This is a genomic window from Stenotrophomonas maltophilia (assembly GCF_013464915.1).
Taxonomy (GTDB): Bacteria; Pseudomonadota; Gammaproteobacteria; order Xanthomonadales; family Xanthomonadaceae; genus Stenotrophomonas; species Stenotrophomonas maltophilia_AT.
Genome location: NZ_RAVT01000044.1, coordinates 1 through 12665 on the forward strand (window position 1 = coordinate 1; position 12665 = coordinate 12665).

Consider the following 12665-nt stretch of genomic DNA (forward strand, 5'->3'; position numbering starts at 1 on the left):
GGGTGAGGGCGCTTTGCTTGCGAAGCACTGCTTCGCAAGCGCCCGAACGCACAGCCGCCAGCGGCTGGGCCGGACCCCGGAGGGGGTTCACGGCGTCTCCCGCAACCGGACCCACCCCGCCTACCCACGGATAACGAGCTTTTGCTTTTGACGTTGACGTTGATTCGGCAGGTGCAGGGCTGCAAGCCCTGCCGAACACCCCCTACCGTCGGGGGGCCAGCTGCTCCAGCAGTTCCCAGGACTTCAGGCCCTTGGCCCCCAGATGATGGGCCAGCACCCGCCGCATTGGCAGGCGCAGGCTGGCCAGGTCGGCCGCGTTGGGTTCTTCGTCGGCGGCCAACGCCAGCAGCGCCGAGCCGGTCGCGGCCGCGCGGCGCTCACCGCCGCGCTCGCTGAGCAGGCGTTGCGCCCCTTCCTGGGGATCCAGTTCGTAGCGCGCCGCCGGGTCGATCGGCTGGCCGTCGCTGGCACTGTCCAGCTCAAAACCCAAGCCCAGTGCAGATAGCAGCTCGCGCTCGAAACGACGCAGCGTCCAGGCCAGGCCGGCACCAACCGCCAGCCGCGCGCGCGCTTCGCCGTAGGCCAGATACAACTCGGGCAACGGATCCTGGCGGGGTGCCAGGCGCAGGGTCAGTTCACTCAGGTAGAACCCGGCCAGCATCGCCTGACCCACCAGCCTGGGTGCCGCATCCAGCGCTTCGGCGCCGCGCAGCTGGGCCAGTTCACCACGCTGCTGGGCACTGAAACGGATCCACTGCAGCGGCTGCAGGGCGGCGCGCAGCACCTGCCCCTTCGCCGTTGACACACCACGCGCGAGCAGGCCGATCCGGCCATGCTGCGCGCTCAACACTTCGACCAGCAGGCTGGTCTCGCGGTAGGCCCGTGCATGCAGCACGAAGCCGGTGTCGTCCTCGATCATCATCGAAGCGACCGCAACGGCTTACTCGTAACCGAAGGCCTTCAGCGCGGCCTCGTCATCGGACCAGCCTTCACGCACGCGCACCCAGGTCTCAAGGAACACCTTGGCCCCGAACAGACGCTCCATCTGCAGGCGGGACTTGGCGCCGATCTCCTTGAGGCGGGCGCCGCCCTTGCCGATCACGATGGCCTTCTGGCCTTCGCGCTCGACCCAGATCACCGCACCGATGCGCAGCAGGTTGCCGTCCTCGGTAAAGCGTTCGATCTCAACGGTGGTGGCGTACGGCAGCTCTTCGCCAAGCTGGCGCATCAGCTGCTCACGTACCAGTTCGCCGGCCAGGAAACGCTGGCTGCGGTCGGTGATCTCGTCCTCGCCGAACATCGGCGGCGCTTCCGGCAGCAGCTTCAGCACGTCGCGCACCAGCGCTTCCAGGCCGTTGCGCTTCTGCGCCGAGATCGGATGCACGGCGGCAAAATCGCGGCCCTCGGTCACCTGCTGCAGGAACGGCAGCAGCGCGCCCTTTTCCTTCAGGCGGTCGATCTTGTTGACCACCAGCACCACCGGAATGCCGGCGTCGCGCAGCACATTGAAGGCCAGGCTGTCTTCTTCGTCCCAGCGCCCGGCTTCAATCACCAGCAGGCCGGCGTCGACACCTTCCAGCGAACCGCGCGCGGCACGGTTCATCACCCGGTTCATCGCCCGTTTCTGCACCTTGTGCAGGCCAGGGGTATCAACCAGCACCAGCTGGCCTTCCGGGTAGGTGGCGATGCCCAGCAGGCGATGACGCGTGGTCTGCGGGCGGTTGGAAACGATGCTGACCTTCGCACCGACCAGGGCATTGGTCAGGGTCGACTTGCCCACGTTCGGGCGGCCGATGACGGCCACGCTGCCGCAATGATGAGGGGTTTGTTCGCTCACTTGGAATCCAGTTGTTCTAGGACGGCCGCAGCCGCCTGTTGTTCGGCAAGCCGCCGCGAGGCGCCTTCGCCCTCGGTGCTGGCGGCCGGGTCGGCTACGTTGCAGCGTACCCGGAAGTGCTTGGCGTGGTCGTCACCGGATTCTGACACCAGTTCATACTGCGGCAACGCCTTCTGTCGGGCCTGCAGCCATTCCTGCAGGCGGGTCTTGGGGTCCTTCTCGGGCCGGCCGGAGGCCGGCAGTGCCTCGATCGAAGCGCTGAACCAGGGCAGCACCACCGCCCGGCAGGCCTCGAAGCCGGCATCCAGGTAGATCGCAGCCACCACGGCTTCCACCGCGTCGGCCAGGATCGAGTCACGGCGATGACCGCCGGACTTCATTTCGCCTGGACCCAGGGTCAGCCGCTCGCCCAGTTCCAGGGTGCGCCCGATCACCGCCAGCGCGCCTTCACGCACCAGCTCGGCACGGGCACGGGTCATCGCCCCTTCGTCAGCCTTGGGCCAGCGTCGGTACAACGCCTCGGCCGCCATCATGTTGACGATGCTGTCGCCGAGGAATTCCAGGCGCTCGTTGTGCGGCGCACCGGCACTGCGATGCGTCAGCGCCTGCTTGAGCAGGGCCGGATCGCTGAAGGCATGACCAATCAGGTCGCCACGTTGGATGAATTTACTGGGCACCGCTTCGTGTCAGGTCCTGGGAAGAATCGAATTTGCCAACCACATCGAGGTTGCCGATCAGCTGACGGCGCACTTCGTAGTTGACCTTGAGGGTCCAGCCATTGTCGCGGCGATCGAACTTCACGTTGGCCGGCTTCACATTGTCCGAGTAGTTGATGTACAGGCGCTTGAAGAACAGGTCCTGGATCCGCGACGGCTCCATGCTGCCCACGCCCGGCTCGTTGGCCAGGCTCTTCATCGCCGAGCGCACGGCGTAGTACTCCTGGTACATCGGGAACAGCTTCATGCCGATGTAGAGGAAGAAACCGACCACGATCAGGACCGTCAGGAACGAGGTCAGGGTCATGCCGCGCTGCGTGTTCATCGTCTTCATTGCGTTCTCCCCAGATACGCGTTGGATGTGGAAATACCCGGTTGATGCCCGATCAGTTGATGCTCGAGCCGATCCGCGACGGCTCGAAGCCATCCTTGCAGAACCAGCCCTGGCAGTTCAGCCAGATCAGGAAAGCCTTGCCGCGCAGGTTCTCTTCCGGCAGCAGGCCCCAGAAACGGCCGTCGTCGCTGTTGTCGCGGTTGTCGCCCATCACCAGGTACTTGCCGGCCGGCACGGTCCACTGGCCCTGGCCGCGCGGGTAGTCGGTCTCCAGCACGGTGTGGGTGCGGCCCGGCAGGTGCTCGACCAGCAGGTTGGCGCCCTCGCCCTGGCCCTTGTGGCCGGCGTAGATGCCCTTGTTGTCGTACTTCAGCGGCTCGCCGTTGAGGGTCACGCCGTCGCCTTCGAAGACCACGGTGTCACCCGGCACGCCGATCACGCGCTTGATGAAGTTCTCGCCCTTGGCCGGGTCGTTGTCGCTGTGGCCGGGGAAGTGGAACACCACCACGTCGCCACGCGAGGGCTCGCCGAACGGCACGATCTTGGTGTTGCTGATCGGCAGGCGCAGGCCGTAGGAGAACTTGTTGACCAGGATGAAATCGCCGATCAGCAGGTTCGGCATCATCGAACTGGACGGGATCTTGTACGGCTCGGCAATGAAGCTGCGCACGATCAGCACGATCGCCAGCACCGGGAAGAACGCACGCGAGTAATCCACCAGCACCGGCTCGGAATCGAGCAGGCCGGCGCGCTGGGCGCGACGCTTGGCGAGGTAAAGCTTGTCCGCAAGCAGGATCAGGCCCGAGGCCAGGGTCAGCACGACCAGGAGGATCTCAAACAGTTTCATTCAGGGTCCTTTGCAACGTCACCGGACGACCGGCCCCGCAGGGCCGGTGCGGGATTACTTGTTGTCCATCTGCAGCACGGCCAGGAACGCTTCCTGCGGAATCTCCACACGGCCGACCTGCTTCATGCGCTTCTTGCCTTCCTTCTGCTTTTCCAGAAGCTTCTTCTTGCGCGAAACGTCGCCACCATAGCACTTGGCCAGCACGTTCTTGCGCATGGCCTTGACCGTGGTACGGGCGATGATCTGCGAGCCGACCGCCGCCTGGATGGCCACGTCGAACATCTGGCGCGGAATCAGGTCCTTCATCTTCTCGCACAGCTCGCGGCCACGGCGGTCGGCATGGCTGCGGTGCACGATCAGCGACAGCGCGTCGACCTTGTCGCCGTTGATCAGCACGTCCACGCGCACGAACGGGCCGGCGTCGAAGCGCACGAAGTGGTAGTCCAGCGAGGCATAGCCACGGCTGACCGACTTCAGCTTGTCGAAGAAGTCCAGCACCACCTCGGCCATCGGCAGCTCGTAGCTGATCTGCACCTGGCTGCCCAGGTAGTTGATGCCGATCTGGCTGCCGCGCTTTTCTTCGCACAGCTTGATGATGTTGCCGATGTACTCCTCGGGGGTGAGCACGTTGGCACGGATGATCGGCTCGCGGATCTCCTCGACCTGGTTCACCGGCGGCAGCTTGGCCGGGTTGTCCATGTTGATGATCGAGCCATCGGTCTTCAGGACTTCATACACCACCGTCGGCGCGGTGCTGATCAGGTCCAGGTTGTATTCGCGCTCCAGGCGCTCCTGCACGATCTCCATGTGCAGCATGCCCAGGAAGCCGCAGCGGAAGCCGAAGCCCATCGCCTCGGAGCTTTCCGGCTCGAAACGCAGCGCGGCATCGTTCAGGCGCAGCTTGTCCAGCGCTTCGCGCAGGTCCGGGTAATCCTCGGCATCGACCGGGAACAGGCCGGCGAACACGCGCGGCTGCATTTCCTGGAAACCCGGCAGCGGCTTCGGTGCCGGATCGCCGGCCAGGGTCAGGGTGTCGCCGACCGGCGCACCGTGCACGTCCTTGATGCTGGCAGTGACCCAGCCCACTTCACCGGCACGCAGCGCAGGCAGCACTTTCCGCTTCGGCGTGAACACGCCGACGTTGTCGACCTGGTGGTTGCGGCCGGTGGACATCACCTGCAGCTTGTCACCGGCCTTGATCTCGCCCTGCATCACGCGCACCAGCGAGACCACGCCCAGGTAGTTGTCGAACCAGGAGTCGATGATCAGCGCCTGCAGCTTCTCGGTGTCGCGCGGCGTCGGCGGCGGGATGCGATGCACGATCGCTTCCAGCACGTCCTGCACGTTCAGGCCGGTCTTGGCGCTGACCGGCACGGCGTCGGAGGCGTCGATGCCGATCACGGCCTCGATCTCGGCCTTGGCACGCTCGATGTCGGCGGTCGGCAGGTCGATCTTGTTGATCACCGGCACCACTTCCAGGCCCTGCTCCACCGCGGTGTAGCAGTTGGCCACCGACTGCGCTTCCACGCCCTGGGCCGCATCGACCACCAGCAGCGCGCCTTCGCAGGCAGCCAGCGAGCGGCTGACTTCATAGGAGAAGTCGACGTGGCCGGGCGTGTCGATGAAGTTCAGGTGGTAGGTCTGCCCGTCCTTGGCCAGGTACGGCAGCGACACCGACTGTGCCTTGATCGTGATGCCACGCTCGCGCTCGATCGGGTTGGAGTCGAGCACCTGCGCTTCCATCTCGCGGGCCTGCAGGCCACCACAAAGCTGGATGATGCGGTCGGCCAGCGTGGACTTGCCGTGGTCGACATGGGCGATGATGGAGAAGTTGCGGATGTTCCGCATCGAATCAGAAGACATAGGTGGCGGCGGCGCGCGGCGTCGTCAGGGTAACGGTCGATTATCGCACGCCCGGCGCCCCGCCGCGAAAGCGGTCTCATCGGGCCTGGCCCGGAAAGGCCGAAGCCCCGCCAGGGCGGGGCTTCGGGGGCGGACAAGGGCCGCGGCGGCGGCCCCGGGCGAGCCTTACTGGCCGGCCTTCACCGCCACGAAGGCGCTGTTGCCGTTGCCGGTGCGCACCAGCAGCATCACCACGTCGTCCTTCTTGTAGCTGGACAGCGCCCGGTTCAGGCCCTCCACGCTGCCGACCGGGGTGCGGCCGACCTGCAGGATCACCATGCCCGGAGACAGGCCGGCATCGCGCGCCGCCTGGCCCTTGACCCCGGTGATGCGAACGCCTTCGTTGCCATCCAGGCCGAACTGCTTGCGCTGCGGCGCGGTCAGGTCGCTCACGTCCAGTCCCAGCAGGGCATTGGCGCCGGCCTGCGGTGCCGCATCGGCCTTGGCGGCAGCCGCCGCACGGGCATTGCCCTGGCCGTCTTCGCTCAGCGCCGTGAGCGTGGCGCTGAGATCACGCGGCTTGCCATCGCGGATCACACCCAGGGTGACCCGGCTGCCCGGTGCCATCGCACCGATCAGCGGCGGCAGGTCGGACCAGGTGTTGACCGGGCTGCCGTTGACCGAACGCACCACGTCGCCGATCTGCACACCGGCCTTCTCCGCGGCACTGCCGGCGACGATCTGGTTGACCAGCGCGCCACGGCTGTCGGGCAGGCCCAGGCCCTGCGCCTTCAGCGCATCGATCGGCTCGACCACCGCACCCAGCTGGCCACGGGTGACCTTGCCGCTCTTCTTGATCTGCTCGACCGCGCTCATCGCCAGGTCGATCGGGATCGCGAAGCTGATGCCCATGTAGCCGCCGGAGGCGGAGAAGATCTGCGAGTTGATGCCGACCACTTCGCCACGGGTGTTCAGCAGCGGACCACCGGAATTGCCCTGGTTGATCGCCACGTCGGTCTGGATGAACGGTACGTAGCGCTGGTCGGCGCCACCGGTGCTGCGGCCCAGTGCGCTGACGATACCGGCGGTGACCGAGTGGTCGAGACCGAACGGCGAGCCGATCGCGACAACCCACTGGCCGGGCTTCAGCGTGTTGGAATCGCCCACGCGCACGGTCGGCAGGTTCTTGCCATCGATCTTCAGCAGCGCCACGTCGTACTGCTGGTCGCTGCCCACCACCTTGGCGTTGAACTCACGGCTGTCGCCCAGCTTGACCTTCACGTCGCTGGCATCGGCCACCACGTGGTAGTTGGTCAGCACATAGCCGTCGGGCGAGATGATGAAGCCCGACCCCATGCCACGGCCCTTGATGCTGGGACCACCGTCCTGCCCACCCGGTCCCTGCCCCGGCATCGGGAAGTCCGGGCCGAAGAAGCGGCGGAAGAACTCCGGCATGTCGTCGTCACCGCCCATCGGGCCCCGCGAAGCCTGGCGGTTGTTGCGGACGATGGTGGTGTCGACGTTGACCACACCCGGCCCGACCTGTTCGACAAGGTTGGTGAAATCGGGCAGGCCGGTAACCAGCGGCGGTGCCGGTGCCCGCGGCGCGGCGGCCGGGGCAGCCTGGCTCGGGGCGGCCGGAGCCGGTGCCTGCGCGCAGGCCATCAGCGGCAGGGTCAGGGCCAGCAGGCCAATGGCCTGCGTGCGGAGTCGGGGAGTCATCGGACGGCAACCTCCGGATCGGATGGGAAAAGGAATACGGGCCCCGCCGACGGCGGGGCGTGAAAGCGCCCGGCTCAGTCGCGCGGGCGCGGCGGCACCGGCAGGTCGTCCTGCAGGCGCGGCTCGAACGGGTAGAACGCGGCGCCACCGGCATGGGCCGGGAAGCTGGCATTGAGCGCGCCGCCGGCGGCAGGCGCCAGGCTGGAACGCGGCCACGGCCGGGCCTGCAGCCCACCGACCTCGCCAAACGGCATGTTGCGGCCGGCATTGGCCGGCACGGTCGGAGTCAGCGGCGCCTGTGCTGTTGCCACCGCGCGTTGCGGCACGTCCTCGCGCTGGGCGGCACGCGCGGCCTGCTGGCTGCGGGTGGCACTGGCGCGGCGGGTGTCCTGGCGGCGACTGGCAGCGGCCATCGCCAGGGCGGGAGCCGCCGCCACGGCCATCGCGGCAGTGTCCGCTGAGGCCTCGGTAACCGGGGCAGGATCGGTCGGCGCGCTCGGCAGCTCTGCCTGGCTGGCGATCACCTGCGGTGCCAACGGCTCGCCCGGGGCGGCCTCCTGCAGCTTCTCACCGCCCATGAACAGTGCCACCGCCGCCACCGAAGCGGCCAGGGCGGCACCACCACCCCAGGCCCGCCAGCCACTGCGGCGCACCTGACGGCGCGGCTCGGCCTGCGGCGCAGGCTCGGCGGCAATGGCGGCAGCCACGGCGGCACTGAACCCGGCCGGCGCCAGTGCCGACGCCTGCCCGCGCATCACATCGCCCAGCAGCTGCCAGCGCTCCTGGCAGCCGGCCAGTTCGGGGTCATGCTCCATCCGGCGCAGCAGGAAGCGCGCTTCATCGGCGCCCAGCTCGCCATCGACCAGGGCCGACAGCTGCTCGCGATGGCGCTGGTCCAGGCGCTGCCCGGCGGGCGATTGATGGTTCTGCGATTCGTTGAACGGATTACTGGTCATACGCGGCTCTTCTCACGGGTGGCGCTGCCGATGTCCAACAGCGGCCGGAGTTCGGTGTCGATCGCCTCGCGCGCCCGGAAGATCCGTGAACGCACGGTGCCGATCGGGCACCCCATTTTCTGCGCGATTTCCTCGTAGCTCAGGCCTTCCACCTCGCGCAGGGTGATCGCCGACCGGAGCTCTTCCGGCAGCGCGTTGACGGCCTTCATCACCGTCTGTTCCAGCTCCTGGCGCATCAACTCGCGTTCGGGCGTGTCGGTGTCGCGCAGGCGCGTACCACTGTCGAACTGTTCGGCATCGCCGATGTCGATGTCATCGGTCGGTGGCCGTCGATTGTGTGAAGCCAGGTAGTTTTTGGCGGTATTCACGGCGATTCGATGCAACCAGGTTGAGAACTGGGCATCGCCACGGAAACTTCCGATCGCGCGGTAGGCACGGATGAAAGTGTCCTGGGCGACGTCCTGACATTCGCTCCAGTCGGCGATGTAGCGACCGACAAGGGCCACCACGCGATGCTGGTACTTGCGCACCAGGACATCGAACGCGGCGCTCTCGCCGTGCTGCACGCGCCGGACCAGTTCCAGATCCAGCTCCTGTGGTGTATCAACCTCGGCCATGAGGGGCCGCACTCCTGTCAGCCCAACCGACGTCGGGCAATGAGACTGCCAATCCCGGGAAAAGTTCAGTCGCCGATCACCCGGCGCCGCACCAGCTTTTAACCACCGTTCCGTTAGCGTCCCGGTCCACGGCCATGGATCCGGGGTCGCTACTCCCCTGCTATTGGGATTTGACGCGGGGGAAACAACCTCTGGATCATAGCCGCTTCTCCATACACAACCGGATGGAACGTCCATGCTCTCAGGCTTCGATGGTCTCCGCTTCAGCCACTGGCACCCCGAGATCCGCGACGACGGCGTGGTGGTCCTCTCCCTGGATCGTCAGGACAGCAGCGTCAACGCGATGTCGCAGGACGTGCTGCTGGAACTGGGGGATCTGCTGGAACGCATCGCGCTGGACCCGCCCAAGGGCGTGGTGATCCAGTCGTTGAAGAAGGCAGGGTTCATTGCCGGCGCGGACCTGAAGGAGTTCCAGGAGTTCGACCGTCGCGGCACCGTCAACGATGCCATCCGCCGCGGCCAGGCCACCTACCAGAAGCTGGCCGAGCTGCCCTGCCCCACCGTGGCGGCCATCCACGGCCACTGCCTGGGCGGCGGCACCGAGCTGGCACTGGCCTGCCGCTACCGCGTGGCCTCCAATGACAGCAGCACCCGCATAGGCCTGCCGGAAACCCAGCTGGGCATTTTCCCCGGCTGGGGCGGCAGCGCGCGCCTGCCGCAGCTGGTGGGCGCTCCGGCGGCGATGGACATGATGCTGACCGGCCGCACCCTGTCGGCGTCGGCAGCGCGTGGCATCGGCCTGGTCGACAAGGTGGTGGCACCGGCGGTGGTGCTCGATACCGCCGTGGCGCTGGCCCTGTCCGGAACCACCCGCCCGTTCAAGCAGCGCGCGACGGCGTGGGCGACCAACACCTGGCTGGCCCGCTCCCTGCTGGCCCCGCAGATGGTCAAGCAGGTCGCGCGCAAGGCGAAGAAGGACCAGTACCCGGCGCCGTACGCACTGATCAGCACCTGGCAGCGCAGCGGCGGCAAGCCGATCCAGGCACGCCTGGATGCCGAACGCCGCGCCGTGGTGAAGCTCGCCAGCACCCCGACCGCGCGCAACCTGATCCGCATCTTCTTCCTGACCGAGCGCCTGAAGGGCCTGGGTGGCGGCGACTCTGGCATCCGCCACGTGCATGTGGTCGGCGCCGGCGTGATGGGCGGCGACATCGCCGCGTGGGCCGCCTACAAGGGCTTCGACGTAACCCTGCAGGACCGCGAGCAGCGCTTCATCGACCCGGCCATGGAACGCGCGCAGGCGCTGTTCGCCAAGAAGGTGCGTGACGAGAGCAAGCGCCCCGCCGTGGCCGCACGCCTGCGTGCCGACCTGGAAGGCAACGGCGTGGCCGAGGCCGACCTGGTGATCGAGGCGATCATCGAGAACCCGGAGGCCAAGCGTGCGCTGTACCAGACGCTGGAACCGAAGATGAAGCACGACGCGCTGCTGACCACCAACACCTCGTCGATTCCGCTGGTGGAACTGCGCGACCACATCCAGCGCCCGGCGCAGTTCGCCGGCCTGCACTACTTCAACCCGGTGGCGCAGATGCCGCTGGTGGAGATCATCCACCACGACGGCATGGCGCCGGAGACCGAACGCCGCCTGGCCGCGTTCTGCAAGGCGCTGGGCAAGTTCCCGGTGCCGGTGGCCGGCAGCCCGGGCTTCCTGGTCAACCGCGTGCTGTTCCCGTACATGCTGGAAGCGGCCACCGCGTACGCCGAAGGCATTCCGGGCCCGGTGATCGACAAGGCGGCGGTGAAGTTCGGCATGCCGATGGGCCCGATCGAACTGATCGACACCGTGGGCCTGGACGTGGCCGCCGGTGTCGGTCGCGAGCTGGCGCCGTTCCTCGGCCTGCAGATTCCGGCCGCGCTGCAGACGGTGGAACCGGACAAGCGCGGCAAGAAGGATGGCCAGGGCATCTACACCTGGGAAAACGGCAAGCCGAAGAAGCCGGACGTGGCCAGCGATTACCAGGCCCCGGCCGACCTGGAGGACCGCCTGATCCTGCCGCTGTTGAACGAGGCGGTGGCGTGCCTGCACGAAGGCGTGGTGGCCGATGCGGACCTGCTGGATGCCGGCGTGATCTTCGGCACCGGTTTCGCACCGTTCCGCGGTGGTCCGATCCAGCACATCCGTGCGGTCGGTGCCGATGCGATCGTCGAGCGGCTGAAGGCGCTGCAGCAGCGCCACGGTGACCGTTTCGCCCCGCGCCCGGGCTGGGACAACCCCGCCCTGCGCGAACCGGTGGTTTGAGTTTATCGGCCGGGCCTGCGGCCCGGCACCCGCTGGATCAAAAGCCAAAGCCAGAGCCGGAGCAACAGCCGGCTCTGGCTTTTCTGTTTGTTGGGCGGGGCGGTGTGGGCAGGCAGGACACGCCGTRAACCCATCCATGGGGGCTCGATGGCGCCATCCATGGCGCCAACGGTCCTGCCTGCCCACACCGCCCCACCCCTGACAGTTTCCCGGTGACGGTCGGTGAACTGCGATTCCGGTCGGGATCGCTACGGACGGGTGGGTGGCTACCTTGGTCGCCATCTGGAGCGAAGCGACCGGCGTTTGATTTTGATTTTGATTTTCTTTTTTCTTCTCCGTGGCTGGACAGCACACGGAAACTGTCAGAGGCCGGGCGGGGTGGGTTCGCGGGGGTGTCCGCGGCATGGATGCCGCGGCCAAGCCTCCAAGGACGGGTTTACGGCGTCCCCCGCGAACCCACCCCSCCCGGCCAAGCGCAAGTCGACTAACAGTCGACTCTACCGATCGTTCAGCCACGAGGGGCTGCGCCGTTGGCTGGAACAACCTGTTACCCATACGGGGAATGTCCCCGTCACAGCCGCATGCGATGCTGGCGCTCTGATCCCTGCCAGCGAGAACGCCCGCATGACCACCATCATCGCCCCGCGCGTGCACGACATCGGCGGCCTCGAAGTCCGTCGCGCCGTCCCGACCCTGCAGGCGCGCAGCATCGGCTCGTTCGTGTTCGTCGACCAGATGGGCCCTGCACTCATGCACCCCGGCACGGCCATCGACGTGCGCCCGCATCCGCATATCGGCCTGGCCACCGTGACCTACCTGTGGTCGGGTGCCATCGGCCACCGCGATACGCTCGGCTCGGACCAGGTGATCCGTCCCGGTGACGTCAACTGGATGACCGCCGGCCGTGGCATCGCCCATTCCGAGCGCACGCCGCAACCGGACCGCGACCATGACAACCCGATCCACGGCATGCAGACCTGGGTGGCACTGCCGAAGTCGCACGAGGAAATCGAACCGGCGTTCTACCACCATGCCGCGGCCACCCTGCCCGAGCAGCGCCGCAATGGCGCCTGGCTGCGGGTGATCGCCGGCCGCGCCTATGGCGAGGAATCGCCGGTGAAGGTATTCGCCGACACCCTCAACGTGGCGATCGATCTCGACCCGGATGCGGAAATCGACATCGACGACGGCCATCACGAACGCGCGTTGTACATCCTCGAGGGCGAGGCGCAGCTGGATGGCGTGGACATCCCCGCGCAGCACCTGGTGATTCCGGAAGCCGGTGCACGTGGCCGCCTGCGCGCGAAGACGCCGGTGAAGGCGATGCTGTTCGGCGGCGAGCCGCTGGATGGCCCGCGTCATCTGTGGTGGAACTTCGTCTCCAGTTCGAAGGAGCGCATCGAGCAGGCCAAGCACGATTGGGAAGCCGGCCGCTTCGGCACCATTCCGGGCGACGACAAGGAATTCATCCCGCTGCCGCAGTACTGAACATCGC

11 protein-coding genes are annotated in these 12665 nt (G+C 67.1%); 2 read left to right on the forward strand and 9 right to left on the reverse strand.

Annotated features, from left to right (window positions below; genetic code table 11):
- Positions 1 to 202: 202 nt before the first annotated feature.
- From recO to rpoE, 9 genes are all read right to left on the reverse strand, one after another.
- The gene (gene recO, locus D7T59_RS15180) at positions 203 to 922 is read right to left on the reverse strand and encodes a DNA repair protein RecO (protein ID WP_180850893.1); all 720 of its coding nucleotides are present in this window, start codon (positions 920 to 922) and stop codon (positions 203 to 205) included.
- 18 nt (positions 923 to 940) lie between these two features.
- Entirely contained in the window at positions 941 to 1837 is an 897-nt protein-coding gene (era, locus tag D7T59_RS15185) for a GTPase Era (protein ID WP_005410599.1), read from the reverse strand.
- On the reverse strand, positions 1834 to 2514 hold the full coding sequence (gene rnc, locus D7T59_RS15190) for a ribonuclease III (RefSeq protein ID WP_032129847.1): 681 nt from the start codon (positions 2512 to 2514) through the stop codon (positions 1834 to 1836). Before rnc ends, era begins: the two co-directional genes overlap by 4 nt.
- Positions 2504 to 2887, reverse strand: a complete 384-nt coding sequence (locus tag D7T59_RS15195) for a DUF4845 domain-containing protein (RefSeq protein WP_005410601.1) — start codon at positions 2885 to 2887, stop codon at positions 2504 to 2506. The genes rnc and D7T59_RS15195 overlap by 11 nt, the downstream gene beginning before the upstream one ends.
- A gap of 52 nt (positions 2888 to 2939) precedes the next feature.
- Positions 2940 to 3734 (reverse strand): signal peptidase I, encoded by a 795-nt coding sequence (gene lepB, locus D7T59_RS15200; RefSeq protein WP_049429924.1) that lies wholly within the window; start codon positions 3732 to 3734, stop codon positions 2940 to 2942.
- Positions 3735 to 3788: 54 nt separating this feature from the next.
- On the reverse strand, positions 3789 to 5582 hold the full coding sequence (gene lepA / locus D7T59_RS15205) for a translation elongation factor 4 (RefSeq protein ID WP_005410603.1): 1794 nt from the start codon (positions 5580 to 5582) through the stop codon (positions 3789 to 3791).
- Positions 5583 to 5762: 180 nt separating this feature from the next.
- Positions 5763 to 7298 (reverse strand): DegQ family serine endoprotease, encoded by a 1536-nt coding sequence (locus tag D7T59_RS15210; protein ID WP_180850892.1) that lies wholly within the window; start codon positions 7296 to 7298, stop codon positions 5763 to 5765.
- A 74-nt stretch (positions 7299 to 7372) separates the two neighbouring features.
- A complete protein-coding gene (locus tag D7T59_RS15215; RefSeq protein ID WP_164139337.1) occupies positions 7373 to 8254 on the reverse strand; it encodes a sigma-E factor negative regulatory protein in 882 nt (293 codons plus the stop codon).
- A complete protein-coding gene (gene rpoE, locus D7T59_RS15220) occupies positions 8251 to 8871 on the reverse strand; it encodes an RNA polymerase sigma factor RpoE (RefSeq protein ID WP_005414197.1) in 621 nt (206 codons plus the stop codon). Before rpoE ends, D7T59_RS15215 begins: the two co-directional genes overlap by 4 nt.
- Before the next feature lie 235 nt (positions 8872 to 9106).
- On the opposite strand from rpoE, the gene D7T59_RS15225 reads away from it, so the two are divergent.
- Both D7T59_RS15225 and D7T59_RS15230 read left to right on the forward strand, forming a co-directional pair.
- Entirely contained in the window at positions 9107 to 11170 is a 2064-nt protein-coding gene (locus D7T59_RS15225) for a 3-hydroxyacyl-CoA dehydrogenase NAD-binding domain-containing protein (protein WP_180850891.1), read from the forward strand.
- 624 nt (positions 11171 to 11794) lie between these two features.
- A complete protein-coding gene (locus tag D7T59_RS15230; protein ID WP_164138663.1) occupies positions 11795 to 12658 on the forward strand; it encodes a pirin family protein in 864 nt (287 codons plus the stop codon).
- The last annotated feature ends 7 nt before the right edge of the window (positions 12659 to 12665 follow it).